The sequence below is a fragment of the Pseudobutyrivibrio ruminis genome (assembly GCF_015057245.1).
Lineage (GTDB): Bacteria > Bacillota > Clostridia > Lachnospirales > Lachnospiraceae > Pseudobutyrivibrio > Pseudobutyrivibrio ruminis_E.
In genome coordinates this window covers 45,225-63,619 of record NZ_SVET01000007.1, presented here as the reverse complement: position 1 = coordinate 63,619, position 18,395 = coordinate 45,225, and the positions used below count along the sequence as shown (strand labels likewise).

Sequence of the window (18,395 nt, the reverse complement as noted above, 5' to 3'; positions counted from 1 at the left end):
ACAATTAAATATGTCCAACTAATAATAATCCAGCTAAACCATAATATGTAACAACAGCAACCAAATCGTTTACTGTTGTGATAAGTGGACCTGAAGCAACGGCTGGATCCACCTTAATCTTGTGGAAGAAAATTGGAATGATAGTTCCGATAAAGCTTGATACTATCATAGCAATAAAAAGTGAAAATCCAACGATACTTGATATTCTAAAGGCAGCAAACCAAATATAGCCTTTAAACACATGTAGATATAAAGCTATAAAGAACAATGCCAACACACCAAGAATCAATCCGTTTGTACCACCAACTCGCATTTCCTTAAGGACAAATTTGGCCTTTTCAAGACCTGAAATTTCCTCATCCATAAGCACACGAATAGTAACAGCCAGTGACTGAGTTCCAACGTTTCCTGCCATATCAAGAATCAATGACTGGAACACAACAACGATTGCAACTGATGCAACTACTTTATCAAAGATACCAATAACTGAACTTGTTACAAGACCTAGTCCAAGTAAAAGCAATAGCCATGGAATACGCTTTTTGATACTCTCTGGCAAGCTCTCATTTAAATCTTCCTCTGCAGTCAAACCAGCCAACTTAGCGTAGTCTTCACCCATCTCATCATCTACGGCCTCGATGATATCCTGAGATGTGATAACACCAATGATTTCGTCGTTAGGATTAAGAACTGGAATAGAATCCTCAGCGTAATCCTTTAAATCTTCGATTGTATCTGCAATCCTAGCGTCAGCCTTTACGCTTGGGTAGCTATGACTGATGATATCGTCCAATGGGGTGTAATCGCGAGCTAAAATAAGATCACGAAGCTCGATAGCACCGTAGTATTTCTTGTCCTCGTCCTCAACATAAATAGTGTTGATATTGTCGTTGTCCTTTGACTGAGAAATCAGCGAACGCATTGCCTGCTTAACAGTGAAGTTCTTTGCGATAACGATGAAGTTGGTAGTCATCATGCTACCGATTTCATCCTCATCGTAAGAATTAATCAATCGTACATCGGCAGATGCATCCTTATCCATGAGGGCGATGAGCTTTTCTCTCTCTTCCTCATCCTCGATATCTTCCAAAGCATCAACCGCATCATCGGCATCCATGTTTTCCAGGACGTCAGCAGCCTGCTCTGGTGTAATCTCTGCTAAATATTCACCTACATCTTCAATATAAGGGAAAATCTCTGATAGACGCTCAGCTCCCAAGATATCGAACAGCCTTCTACGGTCTTCCGGCTCCAGTGCCTCATACGCTTCAGCGATATCGTTTTCATGATAATCGTCCAGAGCCTCCATGAGCTCCTCTGCGCTGATATTAGAACGTAGCAGGTCGATGATTTCTTGTAACTTGATGTCCTCTAATAAATCCTTTGTTTCCATGTTACTTTCTCCGCTATAAAAAAAGAATGTCATGTCTGATTTAGATGACGATGACATTCCTTACTTACATGAAAACAAAGCTCTTTTGATATTAACAAAAAGAACAGCTAATCATATGTATAAAAAATGTCTCGTCGCAGCATAATCGCCCATGACTGTCTGATTTATCCATAGCTGTTCTCCTTTCTTTAATTTGAATATATTGTTTGAATTTTACATAAAAAACATAACATAAAAAACAAGACTTTGTAAACCCCATTTAACAAAGTTTTTCAACCATTTCTCTATTAAATACCACTGATTTTACACCATCAACTTCTATCTGATATAAAGCGTTGGCTGCAAGGTGCTCTGCGGCCTGTTCTACGTTTCTGATTCCTGTTGAAATTACAAACTTTTCCATAACAGCATCAAGTCCGTCTTCGGTTACCTGACACTCTTCCGGGCTCATTCCAATTCGCTTTAAAACCTTTGGCAATGAAAATCTACGGAAGATTTCTTTCTTCTCCTCCACTGTATAGTCCGGAATATCAATTACTGCAAATCTGGACATAAGTGGTGCAGAAATATCAGCCTTAACATTTGCTGTAGCGATTGGATAAACACCCATAGTTGGAATCATACATTCCATATAATTGTCAGTGAATCCCAGATTATCAAGAAGAGTTAATAACACATCAGCTGGATTGCCGTTGCCCTTGCCTGAATTTGCTTTGTCCAACTCATTAATGATAAACACCAGATTGCTTGTGCCTGAATTTGCAAAGGCTTCCATAATGATTCCCGGCTTTGCATTAGAATAAATTCGCGAGCTACCAGTAAGCTGCTCAGGGTCATTGATAGAACTCATATCAAGAGTTGTCCATGGCAATTTCAGGATACGCGCTACCGCATATGCGATTTGAGATTTACCAACTCCCGCCGGGCCACATAAAAGCAAGCCATAGCTTGGCAAGGTATGAGTACGATTAACCTGAATTACAGTCTCCATAATTCGCTGCTTCACTGATTCAAGACCGTACAATTCCTCATCAAGAATTCGTCTTGCCTCAACCGGATCAATGGCCTCAAAATAATCACTCTTCCACTGGATACTTGTCATTATTGAAAGAGCTCTTTGAGCATGACGTCTCTCCTCAATTGTAACCTCAGCAGATTTTGCTACAGCCAGATTTCTTCTAGCCCAAAGTCGAATATTATCAGGAAATGTTCTGCCAGCGCAGGTAATAAAATCGGTGATAGACTGAATGCTGGTAAGCTTCATATCATCACCATCTTCTGCATCTTCCTCATCCAGCTCTTCCTCTGAAGGTGGATTAGATGCAAAAAGACGTTCCATCATAAACTGTAGAAAGCCATCCTCTGATGATAGTTTTCCGTTTCCTGTGGATGTCTCACGAATCTTGTAAACTGCATAGCCGTCCTCTGTGTTTGCACCGGAAAGTCTAACTGGAATGTGATTCTCTCCAAGCCATCCAATCAAGCTGACAAAACGAGAATCCACTCGCAATATATCCTTTGAAATAACACCATCCGCAAGCTCAGCTTCAAAGCTGCTCCTAGCAATGGGATTTGTAAACACACCATTTACATGATGGCTCAGCTTGCCATCCTTATCTTCTATTATAATAATAGGCTTTTCTGGACTGGCCTGAGACTCATCAGATTGAAAAGTAGTGTATGTCTTCACTGCCTCGCTGTTGTCTTTTTCTTCCTGTGCAAAATCAAATACTGGCATTTTTCTCTCCTTAAACTCCATTTTTATCTTTTTGATTGTAGCAAAACTCTTTAGTGTGGTAAAGAGTTCTCAGAAAGAATCTTGCAAGTATACTTGCATTCTATTTTTGATTTAGAGGCCATATTTTGCTATTGCATAAAAAATGTGGATAACTCTCCAAAATTTATCTTAAAATTCGATGAGTTATCCACATGTTATCTTTCAACAATATGATATTAATTATTTGATAATAATCAGATGATTATAAATATTTCTTTTGCTCTGTAAAGCCTCTTCCCTTAACTTCTGAAACACGACTTACAATAATAAATGCTTCTGGATCAATTTCATGAACAAGCTGTTCTGTCTTTGCAAGCTCTCTTGCTGTTACAATTGAAAGAGTGATTTCAGTATCCTTACCAAGGTAGCCTGTACGACCATACATCACAGTAACACCGCGGTCGATATCCTGAAGAATTGCTCTACGAATATCGTCGCTTTTCTTGCTGACAACCTTAATCTGAGTTCTTGCCTTTCCAAGGATAAGCATTCTATCAAGAGTGTTTGTATATATAATTACAAGGATTATTCCATAAAGCACTAAAGTCTTTTCTGTAAATAAAGCCTGCAATACTAAAATGCAAATATCAAATACCCACATAGCACCTGAAATAGGGGTTCCAAAGAACTTGTTTAGAACTATAGGTGGAATATCCATTCCTCCAGTGGATGCGCCTGTACGAATAACTATCCCCAGGCTGACGCCTATTAAAAGTCCACCAAACACAGTGCAAAGCACTATATCATCAGTAGGCCTAAAATAAACTGCAAGTATTTCCGCTATATGAAGTTCTACTGGAAAACAGAAAGTAGAAAGTAATGAATTAGCCGCAAACCTGCGCCCCATCACCTTCCATCCGATAAGGAATAGACATGTGTTTATTACAAATACCACATGAGGGACCTTCCAACCAAGTATGTGGTGAAAGAACAACGCTATACCAGTACCACCGCCAGTAATTAAGCCAGATGGCTCAATAAAAAAAGCAACTCCCAAGGCATAAATAAAATTTCCAAGTACTACAATCAATGCTGTCTTTAATATCTGCTTCATTTCACACCTGTTTTGAATAAATTATTCGATTTAACGTTTCGCAACAGGTTGGATTGTACACCATTTGCGGACATTTGTCAGCACAGCACGGTAACGCATTAGCACGCTAAAGTATGCCAATTAATAAAAAGCTAGCATGTTACGACTACAAGCCTGTTATTTTCTACACTCAACATATGTTTCGCTTTAGAAAAAACAGAGCTTGATGTCTACATGCTAGCTTTATTAATTGTCATCCACTTACTTGTCAAACTTTAGGAAGTGCATGCGGCCATCTTCTTTCTTGACCTCACGCTGAGGCTTTTCTCCTACCTCTGGGTTGAAGAAAACGCCCTTGAGGCTGTTGGTGCGTGAGCGAATGCAATCTGGACAATAGCGTCCGTAGCGAATGCTACAACCACAGCTTTCACACTGCACATATACAGGACTGCCCTCTGGAATCTCCAGGCGTCCCTCACGAAGCATACCATTGATAATATCAACTGGCACCCCAGTATGTTCTGAAATGATGATAGCTGGTGTGGGACCATGTTCATCTATGTATTCTTTAACTCTGCCAAAATCGTCTATTTCCTGATTACCACAATCAAAACATTCGTATCGGCCTCCTCCGATGTAACGGATACGGCCCTTACATTTTGAACATCTATTAGGTTTTCTCTCAAGAAATTCTTTGGTGAATTTCTCTTGTTCAGCCTTTGTTCCCATTAAATATCCTCTTATAAATCAAAATCTTTTGTAATGCTCTCATCAAGAGAAACAGCGTCTGTGCCAGCGCCCTCTAGCCCTTCTCTAATGAGCTTCCAATTCTGCAAGAACCAGACTGTCTGTGCAGGGTGTTTGTATAAAGAAAGCATCTGGGCACCCTCGTACTTGTATGGATATACTAAAGGTATGTTGCTTGGTCTAGCTGTAGTAAAAAACAAAACATTCTTATATAGATGCTTTGTGATTGCATTTGGAGTAACGCAGTAGAAAATGTTCTCTCCAAAATCGGTAGAGTACCAAAACTTCATGCTAGCTTGATCTACATCCGAAGGCTCCATACCAGTAACCTCGAATTCATTTACACGAAGCGACTTCATTTCAAGGTCCTCTTCGTCATCCTCTTTTGCTTTTTTAACGGCATCCTTCCATTTTTTAGCTTCTACAGGATTCATCAGACCAGCAAAGAATCTGTTTTCTTTTTCCGCCTTTTCTGAATCCTCTTCACTCTCGCTAGGATCCCTGCCTGTCTTTAACCAATAATTAATTGTATTAAGATTGTTTGTAAGTAATCTCACATGTGGTGCGTACTGTTTGTCCATTTGCACCATCAGTTTAAGGTAGTATTCAAATTCTTCTCTTGCCGCCTGCAAAGCGTTCTTTCTTTTAAAGTAGAAAGGCAAACCTACAAGAGCAGAAATGCCTACAATAATAACAATAATATTAACTGCAACCCAATTCATAAATCATTTACTCCAAGTTAAATAAATAATATTGAATATCCAATCAGTCCTATCAGCACAATCAAAAGAATAGTATTTATTACGGTAAGACTAGTCAAAGTGGACATGCTTCTCTCCTGCTTTTTAAGTCTATCCGCATTGTACACTTCCTCGATTTTTGCTGAAAAATCCTTGGTAACACTATCCAATTGCTTTTTCAAAGGTGTGCCATAATCTAGAGAATCCTTCAGATCATTAACCTTTGTTTCTAAAGATTTAAGTAATTTTTCATTACGCTCCTGATTGTCAGCCACCTGCTGTTTAATGTCATTATTATCATGACCAAAAAGCTCCAAGGTCTGCTGCATAGCGTAGATTTCCCCCTGAAGTCTATCAATCTCCCCACGAATGGATTCCTCGTCCATGCTTACATAACGATGCCTAAAAATAGGTTTTCCATTATATTCGTTTTGCATAAACTTCTCCCTTCTATGCGTATTATCCTGAATTTAGTTTACCACTTTTTCACAACAATTTGTATACTAAAAGACAAATTAATACTAAATCTAGAAAAGGCAGCTAGAGTAAACTAGCTGCCTTAAAATATACATATCTATTATAAAGAGAATTGTGCAACGAAATCCTGAAGTTCTTGAGCATTACCTGCAAGACGATCAGAAGCCTGTGCAACCTCGTAAGATGATGCAGTCTGCTCCTGCGATGCAGCTGATACATTTGAAGTCTCATCTGCAACTGAAATACTCATCTGCTCTATGTCATGGATATTCTTTGCGATAGTATCTGTTCCACCGGAAAGCTGTTCTACGATGGCGCTCATTGTATTGGATTCCTCAGAAATAGAATTAACCATATTTACAATATTATTGAATGTTTCGCCAGCTTCGTTTACAAGCTCAGAACCATTGATAACCTCTTCAGCGCCCTGCTTCATAGCCTCTACAGCCTCTCTAGAATTGTTCATAATGGCTGCAATAAGCTCGTTAATCTTCTGGGCTGCCTGATTTGATTCATCAGCAAGCTTTGAAATCTCGCTGGCAACAACTGCAAATCCTTTACCCATCTCTCCTGCACGAGCAGCCTCAATTGAAGCGTTCAATGAAAGAAGATTTGTCTGGCTTGCGATTTCTGCAATTGTTACAACGAATTCATCAATACTCTTTAATCTCTCACCAAGGTCATCTACTACTCTTGCAGAGTTCTCAACTGAATCCTTGATTGTGTTCATCATATCTGTTGCATTAGTCATATCTGCTGCTCCGTTGATAGCAGCTTCATTTGTAGACTTAATCATTTCAGAAGAACGATTAATTGCTTCCTTGAACTCCTTCATGTTTGTAACAAATGAATCTGTCTCTGAGCTAGCATCTGTTACTGCACTAATCTGGCCTGAGCATGAGTTTGCAACATTTGTACAAGAGGTTGCAACCATCTCACTGGCCTCAGCTGACTGTGAAGCAGATGCAGAAAGCTCCTCTGATGCTGATGCAACTGATGATGTTGTATCGGAAATCTGAATCATCAAATCTCGAATATTTTCATGCATCATATCCAAAGCCTCAGATATTGCGCCAATTTCATTATTATGGCTCTTCAGCTTTCGAACCTCTTCCATTGCTTCATTTTCTGTAAAGTCTCTATTAGACATTCGAATCATCTGATTAGCTGCTTTAGTTATAGGCTGTGTGATTTTGCCTCCTGCCAGGAAGGCTGCAACAGCACCTATAATAACAAGGACAAGCATAATTACTACAGTTTCTATGATATTCTTCATCAAAGCTTGATGTGCATGTGCCTGATACTCAGCAACAACTACATCCAAATCATCAACCCATACGCCAGTACCCATTACCCAATCAAATGGCTCATAGTAAGCTGTATAGTTAATCTTTGGAAGTTCTTCAGTCTCATTTGGCTTTGCAAACATAAGCTCGGTATAGCCACCGCCTTCTTGCATACCATTTTCAATCATCTGCTGAATATATTTATTTCCAGATGAATCTGTAGCATCCCATCTCGACTGACCTTCTGTATCTCTGCCTAAAAGAACTACATTCACACCTTTTGATGTATCAACCCAGAAATATCCATTTCCATCATCATATCTAAGCTCGCGAATAATATCAGCCGACTCCTTTTCAGCCTCTGCCAGTGTCATTTCGCCATTCTGGTATCTGCCATACATAACCGCGCAGATACTCATTGCTTCTTCTGTCTCATGCTTTAATTTAAGCTTAACATCCTCAACAAGTCTCGAACTGTAAACTTCAACCTGAGTATTGTTTGTGTTTACGGTATTGATAATAGAAAATACCGAAACAATAGCTGCAGAAAGTATTACAGATGCCATTACAACTCCAACAAGAATTGTTTTTAAACTACCCCTTTTCTTTGCTTCTCCTGCCATAGTAAAAGCCCCTCCTTAGCATAGTGACTACATCACTTACTATAGCATTTAATTTCTGAAATTTTAGCATTTTCACAGATAGTTCACTGATAATTCGAAATGTTGAACACAATATTATTTAGCTTTCTTTGCTGCTTTCTTTGCTGCTCTCTTCTCTGCCTTAGCCTGAAGTTTTGCTAGCTTTTTAGCAGTAGGCTTAAACAGTCTAAATATCTTGTAAATCTCAAGAAGTATAAGAAGAACAAATACAACAGTTACAATACGCATAATATGAGTTGTGATTCTTGTACCATCTTTAATATGACTTCCTGGCATTGCACCATTCATTGCCTTTGAGTTAGCAATAATATAAAGCATATGATGCATAGCCTGTCTTGCATAGTAGTATGTTGCAGCATCATTTTTATCAAAATTGTATCTTGCTGCTGAAGGAAGTGTTGTAAGCTTCACATCAGCTCCTGCCTCTGTCATCTGATAGCCATCCATGAATACACCAGTATTGGCATTATCTGTCATAACGAGACCATCAAAAGCCCACTCGTTTCTAAGAATACCTGTGATAAGGCCGTAATCGCCACCTGCCCATGTAGCACCAACTCTGTTGAATGATGTCATCACCGCCTGTGATGCTCTGATTTCCTTAGATGCATTTGTATAAGAGCCATCATCCTGCTTTTCAACATAATTGAGAGTAACATCTCCTGCCTTCATGCACATTTCAAATGGAAGAAGGTAAATCTCACGAGCGCTTTGCTCGTTAAGCCATGTTGCAATACTGTACTGACCATCTCTATCACCACGGTGATTCTCCTGATCGTTAAATGCGAAATGCTTAATATATGTATACATTCCCTTAGAAGCTGCACCCATTACCTCATTAGAAGCAACTGTACCAGAAAGGAATGCATCCTCTGAATAATACTCACCATTTCTTCCTGAGAATGGAGTACGGTGAATATTCATTGATGGTGCATACCAACCATCAGCTCCACCTATTAAACCTTCATTTCCAATCATAGTGCCGTATTCCCTTGCAAGTGATGGATTCCAGCACTGAGCCATTGTCATGGCACTTGGGAACATTGCACTTGTTCCACCATAAATAAGACCTGATGCTGTATCAGCATCGATATTAAATGGCTTTTCAATTGATTTGATATACTCGATTCCGTATCCGCTTACGCCGATTGCATTGTAGATTTCATCAGCTGAAAGCTCATCCAATAAATCTTCCCATAGTGGGTCATCATAATCCAGACCACGCATATCTATAAGCTTAAGGCCATTATCTTTGTCATAAACAATCTCTGTATCAGAAAGAGTTTCTGGATCTACAGTAGTTCCTGATTCAAAACTATCTAACTGTGCTATCAACTCATCAGATGCAGTCTTAGTATATGTATAAGATGCACCGTCATCTCCATTGATTTCATTTCCCCAAGTGCTTATCTGGGCACTTGCTGTACCATCATGAGTTGGGAATGTTCCTACCCAATCGTTTCTAGTAAGGTATGTAGCATCTCCTTTAGCATCATCAAGCTGATTAGTGATTTCTTCACCTGAATAGCTATCCTTTGAATATGTAACTGTATCAACCTCTGTAATATCAGGTGTGTAAACTGATACAAACTCAGATGTAGCTTCATCTGTTGTATCTTCAAGTTTTGTATTGATAATATTATTTACTGCCTCATGTGCATTCTTTGCTGCAGTAATATAGTAATCACCGGCATCAAATATATATGTCTTTGCATTATTAGCATCGTATGCCTTTAACTGAGACTTATCGAAGCTGAGTGACATTGTCTGTGACTCGCCTGCTGCAAGCTCATTTGTTTTGTCATATGCCACAAGCTGAACAGAAGCTTTTTCAACGCCATTTTCAATATCGTAATCTGTGTAAGGACTCTGGGCATAGATTTCAACTACATCTTTGCCAGCCACATCACCTGTGTTAGTAACTGTGATTTCAATGTTACAAGTATCTCCATCCCATGATGTCTTCATATCGGACCATTCAAATGTGGTGAAAGACAATCCGTATCCAAATGGATAAACAACTTCTGAATCGTAGTCAAAATCCCCAGCGTTTTCACGACCTAGAGTTACATCCTCGTATCTGGTTTCATAGTACTTATATCCAACGTAGATTCCCTCTTCGTAAGTAACATAGTTGTACTTTGTAAGGTCACCGTTTGAATCTGAATACTGATAGTCACCAAAGTTCATAGCAGCTGGTGACTCAAGTGGATTTGCAGCAAAAGTATCTACTGTTCTACCTGAAGGATTAACCTGGCCAGTTAAAATATAAGGCAATGACTCAATTGCTGTTGCTGAGATTACAGCCTTTATATTTGGATAATCTTTAACAAAATCAAGATCAAGTGCAGCATTTGAATTGCTTACAAGAATAAATCCATCAAAGTTGTCATTCAAATATGAGATGATTTCAAGCTCTGTGCTGTCTGGCTCAAGATATGTCTTTGCCTGATCCTGCGCATTATCAGCATGATTATACATAGAACGAGGCATATCTCTACCTTCGCCTGCTACTCTCTTTAAGAAATAAACAGGAACTGTATCTTTGATTGAGTTCATAACCTCATTATTGGCTTGAAGCTCTGATAATGGAACCTCATTAATTGAGAAATCCTCAGCATCACCATATGAAATTGAACCAGCTCCCAAACCATAATTTTCAGACTGTTCTTTGTAGTAATCAAAAAGCGTCTTATTGATAGATACATTTGCCGAATCAAAAATATCAGCAAGACTTCTACCACCCATCATACTATCATTTGCTGCTACTGTTGCTGAATTCACACTAAAGAAACTAAATGTAGCATCAGCTGTCTGAGGTAAAAAACCATCCTCATTTTCAAGCAAAATAGTTCCTTCATCAGCAATCCTCTGATGAAGATCTGCTTCTGCAGTCTTAATAGAATCTGCATCGTAATCCGCCTTGTTGTACTGTAAGTCAAGACCTGTAGTATCAACATCCGAATTATCAATTTTTGTGTTAATGCCTCCCAGCATACTATCTACCATTCTTGCATAGTTTGGTAAGATGCTGTTAACCGCTACAATTATAATCGCAAATACGATAATAAGAATTGAGCGGATGCATGTTCCAATAATTTTTCTTCCCTTGCTCATTTGCATTCTCCTTTTCTTGGGGCATACCCGATTGATAACTTTATCGAGAGAATAACAAAATCATTAAAAAAAATGCAGGCCTTGTCACAGCCTGCACATTTTTTGTCATAATCTGCATCTCTACTCAGAAAAAATAATTCTAAGTAAATACTTATCATTTTCAGTTTTAATCGTAAGCTGACCTTCGTATTTTTCTACAATAGCTTTGATACTTTGGGTGCCATATCCATGGCTTAGCTTGTCACTTTTAGATGTGATAGGCAGGCCATGCTGCATTTTAATTGTACCAGTGTATGGATTAATGATTTCTACTAAAACAATCCCTTTTTTATTTTGAATCTGCACTGATATCCATCTCTTTGCTCTATCTAAAATCTTTTCATTTGCTTCAATCGCATTGTCTAAGGCATTCCCTAGCAAAGTATACAAATCGATTTCATCCATAAACTTGAGCTGCTCCCCATCTGCCATACAGCTCATCCTTATTTCCTTTCTATGGCATATCAGCTTTTTTTCAGTCAAAACTGTATCTAGAAGATCGTTACCTGTGCGAACTACAGCATCATATATAGCTATGTCGTTTTCCATCTCAGATAGAATGCCTCGTCTTTTCTCATCACTTTCCATATTAGCCAAAGCATTAATCTGATGTTTCATATCATGATAATGCTGATTGACTACTGCCATGGCATCCTTTGAAAACTGATATCTCACCTGGGTATCTTTCCAAAGTTGTTCCTTAATTCTAAATGCTCTTCTTTCTTTTTCATTGATAAGCTGAGCCCTTTGATTTATCAAAATAAACAGACTTGCCAAAATAGCATACACCGCATGAATATGGCCAATATTATTAAGACTCGAAATAATGCTTAAAAACCAAACAACAAGCAAAATTACAACTGTGGCAGATGTAGCAGAAAGAGTCTCTATCAGATATTTGCCATCAACCACTGTGGATTTAGCAAACCAAAAATAAGCCATTATAAAAGAGCCTATAAGACAGACGGTATATAGTATTGGTTGATTATCCGGTATCCTGCCGTCTGTGCAATAATCAAAGAGTTCTCTTATACAGTAAAAAATATGCTCAATACAATAGCTAATTGCAAACAGATAGATTGCCTCGTGAAAATTTACCTCTGTAGCAAAATATATTCCAAATATCACCGCTATCCATATCGCCATAAACCAAAACAAAAGAATTATATATGTAGATGGAGTTATATCCGAATAATCTGACCCCTCATATCCAAACAGAATAAGCACTCTTGTCATGGCAACGTCAAGAAGAAGCCCCAAACAAACACAAGACGCACCTCTTATCAATGGATATTTCTTTTTATTAAGTACACTACATATTCCCAAAACAGGTATTAGCATTTCCAGAAGATATCCAACATTGAAAGAATTATCCATAGCTATATCTCCATTCCTACATAATCACCAAAGGCTGTGATGAATTCCTTTTTTCTGCTTCGGCTAAGAAAAAGCTCATCTCCTGCCACGGTAACCACATCACCTTTTATTCTATCCACATATTTAAGATTGATAAGATGAGATTGTCCACTTTGAACAAATCCGTATTCTCTTAAATCTTCTGCTATGGCTTTTAAACTTTTACTTCTAGTTTCAAAGATGCCAGATTTACTATGAATAACAATAGTATGCCCAACTACCTCTATGTAATAGACATCCTCTGTATCTATTTTTCTTTTGGCTCCATCTTCTGCGACAATTAGTTCCTTGCTCTTTTGATATTTGTCAGCAGTCTTTAAAACCTTGTCCATAGTTCCTTGGAATTGCTCATATACCACCGGCTTCAGTATAAAGTCTAATGCGTTGACCTTGTATCCATCAATGGCATATTGTGCAAGAGCTGTGATAAATACAATAATTACACTGTCATCAAGCTCTCTAATCTTTTTTGCCGTAGTCATTCCATCCTGATATTTCATATGGATGTCCAAGAAAATCAAATCGTATTCAGAAGTATAATCATCCAAGATATCAATTCCATCAAAAAATGTTCTGACGATGAAATTGTCTGCATGTTCCTTCTCATATCTGGATAAATGCTCTATCAAGCTAGCCTGACATTCTTTTTCGTCTTCAACAATCGCAATTCTAAGCATCTACTATCCCCCTTCTATATTCTAGTGTAAGTATACCATTTATGTCTTCAAATCGACATAATATGCCAAACCAATAGAACTTTGCAAGATATCTGTTAACATACTTAGTGATTGATAACATTCTAAAAGAGCCAGTTGCTATGTATTTTATAGTGATTGGCTCTTTCTCCATTTTTCTTAAGATTTAGTATACTTCATAAGCATTTCAATGTAGTTTTTTGTCAGCGTGGTCTGTGGCACATTGCTAGGTAAGATGTAACCGATTTCCATATAGTCATCCACCTTTAGTGGCTTTGCGATGATGCTTGGACCATTTAATTCTTCACTGATAACACCGCTACATATGGTATATCCGTTAAGGCCAATCAGCAAATTAAAGAGCGTCGCTCTATCTCTTACAATTATTTCCTTGTCACTATCGATGGTGCTAAGTATTTCCTCTGAAAAATAAAAGGAGTTGTGGCTTCCCTGCTCGTAAGAAAGGCGCGGATAGTCCTTCAAATCATCGAGCGTCAGCGCTTTCTTCTTTGCAAGTGGACTGTTCTTTCCAATGAAGACATGAGGCTTAGCTTTAAATAAAGAATGAAACACCAGGCCATTGTCACGTAAAGTTTTCTTTATGACAGTTTCGTTGAATTTGTTCAGATACAGAATACCTATCTCACTTCTGAGCCTTGCCACATCCTCGATAATATCGTAGGTCTGGGTCTCCCTCATATGAAATTCGTATTTGTCACCGCCATACTGCTTTAGCAACTCTACAAAGGCTTCCACTACAAATGAATAGTGCTGGGCTGATACGCAAAAGCGTTGCTTGCTGTGGCCAGCTCCTGTGTACTTTTCTTCTATAAGATTTGTTTGCTCAAGCACCTGTCTGGCGTATCCTAAGAATTCATCTCCCTCGGGAGTGATCTCGATTCCCTTATTGGAACGGTTGAATATGGTGATGTGGTATTCATTTTCCAGTTCCCTGATTGCAGATGTTAAGCTTGGCTGTGCGATAAACAGCCTTTTTGCTGCTTCTGTAATATTTCCTATTTCTGCTACTTCTACTACGTATCTAAGCTGTTTTAGGGTCATAGCCTTCCTTTCTTTATATGCACGAGTCCACAACGATTAATAGATTTATTTTTAATTATATCATTATTCATAGATTTTATCTATTGTTAAACTATCATTTTTTATATTTTACCTACTAATCAACTAGGCCTATAATCCTCAACATAAGTTAATGAACGTTGCGCAATATATTTATAGTAATCAAAAGGAGAATAAGAAAATGAGTAATATTAAGACACCATACAGATACGATTTTGTAGGAAGCTTTCTACGCCCACAGGCCCTTAAGGATGCAAAGGCTGACTTCTTAGCTGGCAAAATCAGCGAGGATGAGTTCAACAAGGTGGTTGATGAGGAAATCACAAAAGTCGTTGCTAAGCAGAAGGAGCTTGGTTTTCATGTAATCACCGATGGCGAGTTCAGAAGATCATTCTGGCACCTTGATTTTATGTGGGGATTCGATGGAGTTGCCCATGAAAATACAGGCGGCGGAGTTGATTTTGATGGGGAGCTTGCTTTACTTGATGACACTTATCTTGTAGGCAAAATCAAAGCAAAGGCTCATCCATTTGTTGAGTATTATAAATTCTTAAAGCAATTTGAGGATGAAAATACAGTTGCTAAATATACTATCCCTGCCCCAGCTCAAACATTTCAGCAGATGATTGTTCCTGTAAACTTTGAATCTACCAGAAAATTCTATGCTAATAATGATGAATTGATTCATGATATTGCGACTGCTTATCAGGATGTTATTAAACAATTCTACGATGCTGGTTGCCGTAATCTTCAGTTTGATGATTGTACTTGGGGTGCAATTGTAGGCGCTGCTGCAAAGCAGAGATATGCAAGCCTTGGAATTGATATTGAAGAAGTAAAGCGACAGCTTCTTGAAGTTAATAATCTGGCCCTTGAAAACAAGCCAGCGGATATGACAATCACATCACACATCTGCCGAGGCAACTACCACTCTACATTCTTTACAAGCGGCCCATACGACACAGTTGCTGACTATGTATTTGCAAAAGAAAATGTGAATGCTTTGTTCCTTGAATACGATGATGCTCGCTCTGGTGGATTTGCTCCTCTTGCAAAGGTATCTTCTGATAAGAAGGTGGTGCTGGGACTTATTACAACAAAGCGTCCTCAGCTTGAAGATAAAGAATCTATCAAAAAACGTATTTACGAAGCAGCAAAATATATTCCACTTGAGCGTCTAGCTTTGAGCCCACAGTGTGGCTTTGCTTCCTGCGAAATCGGCAACAAGCTTACCGAAGAAGAACAGTGGGCTAAGCTGAAGCTAGTAAAAGAAATTGCTGAAGAGGTATGGCAGAACGATTAATTCAGCTCGATGAATTTTTCGATTGCTACTGCTACTCCATCTTCATCATTGGATGGTGCAATAAAATCAGCCCATTCCTTGGTCTCATCCTGTGCATTTGCCATGGCAACAGAAAGACCTGCGTAACGCATCATAGGAATGTCGTTGAAACCATCGCCGCAGGCAATCAGATGCTTGCGATCAATACCAAGACTTCCTAACAATATTTCTAGAGATGATGCCTTTTCAATTCCCTGAGGCATTATCTCTAGGAAAAATGGCTCTGAGAAGAAAACATTAACAGTGCCATTAAACTTTTCATTAAGCTTTGCTTCTACATTTCTAAGAACCTTGTGATCACCCGCGCATAAAAACTTAACAGGTGGATCAAGCTGTGCTTCCTCATCCAGGTGGAATACCTGTCTGATTGGAATGTTATTGATTTTTGATTCCAGCTGCACGTACTGATTATTCTCGTCGTTTGAAATGATGCCTTCTGAATCATATGTAAGTGTGGCAACATTGAATTTGTTTGCGCAACGAAGAATATCTGCATAGTACTTTTCAGGAATAGTTTCTCTGCGGACAACCTCTCCTGTCTTGCAATCGATAATCATACCACCGTTATACGCCAGTATGTATCCTCCTACCTCTTCCAGGTGAAGCTGCTTTGCAATCTTTTTAATGCCTGGTACTGGACGGCCTGATGCAAGTATTATCTTTACTCCTGCCTTTGCAGCCTTCATTATTATTTCTTTGTTTTTGTTACTAACCTCTTTTTTGCTATTTAAAAGAGTTCCGTCTAAATCTAGTGCTATTGCTTTATATTTCATAAGGCATATCATAGCAAGCCGATTAGGTTACGTCAAATGGATTTTTTCACTTGTGATATCCAGAGTTAAACATTAAAATAGCACTAGCAAAAATAATGACTGGAGGTTTTTTATGGAAGATAAAATTACACTTACTATTGGGAAACAAAAAAACATTGCTCTTATCGCACATGATGGAAAGAAGCCACTTCTTATTCAGTGGTGCGAAGACAACAAAGAAATTCTTAAGAATCATTTCTTATGCGGCACAGGAACTACAGCCAGAATGATTTCCGACAAAACAGGACTTCCTGTTAGAGGCTACAACTCAGGCCCTCTCGGCGGTGACCAGCAAATCGGCGCAAAGGTTGTAGAAGGCAGAATCGATTTAATCGTATTCTTCTCTGACCCTCTCACAGCTCAGCCACACGATCCTGATGTAAAGGCGCTGATGCGAATCGCTCAGGTTTACGACATTCCTATCGCAGTCAACAAGGCATCTGCTGATTTCATGATTAAATCAGAGTTTATGGATACACCTTACGACCACGACGTTATCAATTTCCAAAAAAATATTGCTGATCGAGCAAACACACTATAGTACCACCCAAAATAGACACATTCTCTTGATATACTTTTCTAGTATCATTTTATAGCTTTTATTGGGGATGTGTTGAGTATGAGAACTAAAGATCGAAATGATTTTTTATGGTTGGTATTCTTTTTTATAATCTTTATCAATGGATTTGAAGCTGGAGGTTATCAGGCCAGTCTATTAAATATAGGAAATACATACGATTTATCTACAACAACCAAGGGGTTATTTGCCTCTGTAGAGCTATTTGCCACGATGCTTGCGCCGATACTGCTTGGTGCATGGGCAGATAGAACTAATAAATTGAAATGTATCAAAATCCTGCTTTCCATACAAATAATAGCAGCTTTACTGATTGGCCTTTTGACATCGAAGGTGCTCTTTGTAGGTGGAGTCTTCTTTTTAGGACTCACTACAAGTGCCCTCCAGTTTATTTCCATTGCAGCTCTTGCTGATTACTATCCTATCAGTTACCACAAAAAAATAGGCTATCTCACTTCTATGTATGCATTGGGCGCATTTGTAGCGCCTCTAGTTGTTGCTGCGTATTTAAATATGGGATTCAGTTGGAAGATATTATTTATCTTTCTATGTGTAGCCAGTGCTGCTGCACTGATAGACATAGTTTCATCTAAAAATGAATTCAGAGAATTAGCAGATACCACTACGGAAGAATTTACCTCCGCTGGTCCATTTATTCTAGCTGGAATCATCATGCTGTGTGTAGTTATGTGTATTTATGTTGGATATGAAAATGGATTTGCTTTCTTTGTAGATACTCTATTTGCTAATGAATTTAAATCTGCTTTAGGAAAATATGCCTTAAGTCTGTTTTGGATTGTTATGATTCCATCACGAGTATTAGTAGGCCATAACGCTAAACATGCTTACCAAATACTAATTGGTGCAATAATAGCAATTCCTTCTATAACCGTACTCATCGCCCAGCTTTCCAGTGATGTGGCAGTGCTTCTGCTTTGCATTCCATTGGGCTTCGCTTGCGGCGCAATCTATCCATGTGTTTTGAATCTTGCCATGCCTTTGTCTGGCAATCACAAGGCTACAGCCACTGGCTTAATCACAACAGCCACTGGTATCGGAGGCGTGGTATTCACCGCCCTCACTGGATATCTCGGGGACATGTGGGGCCTCCGCCAGGCTGTTATGATGCTGTCAGCGTTTTTCGTCTTATCACTAATATCAGTAATAATATTAAAGATTCGCTGGATTAAAAAAGATTAGTT

General features: G+C 38.7%; 15 protein-coding genes. 3 read left to right on the top strand and 12 right to left on the bottom strand.

Features of this window, described 5'->3' with window-relative positions:
* Nucleotides 1–4: 4 nt before the first annotated feature.
* The 11 genes from mgtE to E7274_RS07745 all read right to left on the bottom strand — a co-directional run bounded on the left by mgtE (nt 5) and on the right by E7274_RS07745 (nt 14,444).
* Nucleotides 5–1,393, bottom strand: coding sequence for a magnesium transporter (gene mgtE, locus E7274_RS07795; protein WP_304175040.1), 1,389 nt, complete (start codon nt 1,391–1,393; stop codon nt 5–7).
* 259 nt (nt 1,394–1,652) lie between these two features.
* Nucleotides 1,653–3,131: an AAA family ATPase gene (locus tag E7274_RS07790; protein WP_304175038.1), complete on the bottom strand. Its 1,479-nt coding sequence runs from the start codon at nt 3,129–3,131 to the stop codon at nt 1,653–1,655.
* A 241-nt stretch (nt 3,132–3,372) separates the two neighbouring features.
* A complete protein-coding gene (locus E7274_RS07785) occupies nt 3,373–4,224 on the bottom strand; it encodes a YitT family protein (protein WP_304175036.1) in 852 nt (283 codons plus the stop codon).
* Nucleotides 4,225–4,464: 240 nt separating this feature from the next.
* On the bottom strand, nt 4,465–4,932 hold the full coding sequence (locus E7274_RS07780; protein WP_304175034.1) for a hypothetical protein: 468 nt from the start codon (nt 4,930–4,932) through the stop codon (nt 4,465–4,467).
* 11 nt (nt 4,933–4,943) lie between these two features.
* Nucleotides 4,944–5,672 (bottom strand): hypothetical protein, encoded by a 729-nt coding sequence (locus E7274_RS07775; RefSeq protein WP_304175032.1) that lies wholly within the window; start codon nt 5,670–5,672, stop codon nt 4,944–4,946.
* Between the two features lie 17 nt (nt 5,673–5,689).
* Nucleotides 5,690–6,127: a hypothetical protein gene (locus E7274_RS07770; RefSeq protein ID WP_044933878.1), complete on the bottom strand. Its 438-nt coding sequence runs from the start codon at nt 6,125–6,127 to the stop codon at nt 5,690–5,692.
* A gap of 140 nt (nt 6,128–6,267) precedes the next feature.
* Nucleotides 6,268–8,076 (bottom strand): methyl-accepting chemotaxis protein, encoded by a 1,809-nt coding sequence (locus E7274_RS07765; RefSeq protein ID WP_304175031.1) that lies wholly within the window; start codon nt 8,074–8,076, stop codon nt 6,268–6,270.
* A 114-nt stretch (nt 8,077–8,190) separates the two neighbouring features.
* Nucleotides 8,191–11,232: a glycoside hydrolase family 3 N-terminal domain-containing protein gene (locus E7274_RS07760; RefSeq protein ID WP_304175029.1), complete on the bottom strand. Its 3,042-nt coding sequence runs from the start codon at nt 11,230–11,232 to the stop codon at nt 8,191–8,193.
* A 120-nt stretch (nt 11,233–11,352) separates the two neighbouring features.
* Nucleotides 11,353–12,648, bottom strand: coding sequence for an ATP-binding protein (locus E7274_RS07755; protein ID WP_304175027.1), 1,296 nt, complete (start codon nt 12,646–12,648; stop codon nt 11,353–11,355).
* Between the two features lie 2 nt (nt 12,649–12,650).
* Nucleotides 12,651–13,364, bottom strand: a complete 714-nt coding sequence (locus E7274_RS07750) for a LytR/AlgR family response regulator transcription factor (RefSeq protein WP_090394109.1) — start codon at nt 13,362–13,364, stop codon at nt 12,651–12,653.
* A 177-nt stretch (nt 13,365–13,541) separates the two neighbouring features.
* Nucleotides 13,542–14,444: a LysR family transcriptional regulator gene (locus E7274_RS07745; protein WP_304175025.1), complete on the bottom strand. Its 903-nt coding sequence runs from the start codon at nt 14,442–14,444 to the stop codon at nt 13,542–13,544.
* A gap of 199 nt (nt 14,445–14,643) precedes the next feature.
* Here E7274_RS07745 and E7274_RS07740 point away from each other — a divergent pair, with 199 nt between their 5' ends.
* Nucleotides 14,644–15,765: a 5-methyltetrahydropteroyltriglutamate--homocysteine S-methyltransferase gene (locus E7274_RS07740; protein WP_304175023.1), complete on the top strand. Its 1,122-nt coding sequence runs from the start codon at nt 14,644–14,646 to the stop codon at nt 15,763–15,765.
* Here the strand turns inward: E7274_RS07740 and E7274_RS07735 are convergent.
* On the bottom strand, nt 15,762–16,577 hold the full coding sequence (locus E7274_RS07735) for a Cof-type HAD-IIB family hydrolase (RefSeq protein WP_304175021.1): 816 nt from the start codon (nt 16,575–16,577) through the stop codon (nt 15,762–15,764). The genes E7274_RS07740 and E7274_RS07735 overlap by 4 nt on opposite strands.
* A gap of 112 nt (nt 16,578–16,689) precedes the next feature.
* Between E7274_RS07735 and E7274_RS07730 the strand changes: the two genes are divergently transcribed.
* Together E7274_RS07730 and E7274_RS07725 are read left to right on the top strand one after the other, a co-directional pair.
* The gene (locus E7274_RS07730; protein WP_044933864.1) at nt 16,690–17,157 is read left to right on the top strand and encodes a methylglyoxal synthase; all 468 of its coding nucleotides are present in this window, start codon (nt 16,690–16,692) and stop codon (nt 17,155–17,157) included.
* A 78-nt stretch (nt 17,158–17,235) separates the two neighbouring features.
* A complete protein-coding gene (locus E7274_RS07725; RefSeq protein WP_304175019.1) occupies nt 17,236–18,393 on the top strand; it encodes an MFS transporter in 1,158 nt (385 codons plus the stop codon).
* Nucleotides 18,394–18,395: the final 2 nt, after the last annotated feature.

Bases quoted from the DNA above. Each gene is read 5' to 3' on its own strand.
- mgtE (WP_304175040.1), bottom strand. From the start codon at position 1,393: ATGGAAACAAAGGATTTATTAGAGGACATCAAGTTACAAGAAATCATC.
- E7274_RS07790 (WP_304175038.1), bottom strand. From the start codon at position 3,131: ATGCCAGTATTTGATTTTGCACAGGAAGAAAAAGACAACAGCGAGGCA.
- E7274_RS07785 (WP_304175036.1), bottom strand. From the start codon at position 4,224: ATGAAGCAGATATTAAAGACAGCATTGATTGTAGTACTTGGAAATTTT.
- E7274_RS07780 (WP_304175034.1), bottom strand. From the start codon at position 4,932: ATGGGAACAAAGGCTGAACAAGAGAAATTCACCAAAGAATTTCTTGAG.
- E7274_RS07775 (WP_304175032.1), bottom strand. From the start codon at position 5,672: ATGAATTGGGTTGCAGTTAATATTATTGTTATTATTGTAGGCATTTCT.
- E7274_RS07770 (WP_044933878.1), bottom strand. From the start codon at position 6,127: ATGCAAAACGAATATAATGGAAAACCTATTTTTAGGCATCGTTATGTA.
- E7274_RS07765 (WP_304175031.1), bottom strand. From the start codon at position 8,076: ATGGCAGGAGAAGCAAAGAAAAGGGGTAGTTTAAAAACAATTCTTGTT.
- E7274_RS07760 (WP_304175029.1), bottom strand. From the start codon at position 11,232: ATGAGCAAGGGAAGAAAAATTATTGGAACATGCATCCGCTCAATTCTT.
- E7274_RS07755 (WP_304175027.1), bottom strand. From the start codon at position 12,648: ATGGATAATTCTTTCAATGTTGGATATCTTCTGGAAATGCTAATACCT.
- E7274_RS07750 (WP_090394109.1), bottom strand. From the start codon at position 13,364: ATGCTTAGAATTGCGATTGTTGAAGACGAAAAAGAATGTCAGGCTAGC.
- E7274_RS07745 (WP_304175025.1), bottom strand. From the start codon at position 14,444: ATGACCCTAAAACAGCTTAGATACGTAGTAGAAGTAGCAGAAATAGGA.
- E7274_RS07740 (WP_304175023.1), top strand. From the start codon at position 14,644: ATGAGTAATATTAAGACACCATACAGATACGATTTTGTAGGAAGCTTT.
- E7274_RS07735 (WP_304175021.1), bottom strand. From the start codon at position 16,577: ATGAAATATAAAGCAATAGCACTAGATTTAGACGGAACTCTTTTAAAT.
- E7274_RS07730 (WP_044933864.1), top strand. From the start codon at position 16,690: ATGGAAGATAAAATTACACTTACTATTGGGAAACAAAAAAACATTGCT.
- E7274_RS07725 (WP_304175019.1), top strand. From the start codon at position 17,236: ATGAGAACTAAAGATCGAAATGATTTTTTATGGTTGGTATTCTTTTTT.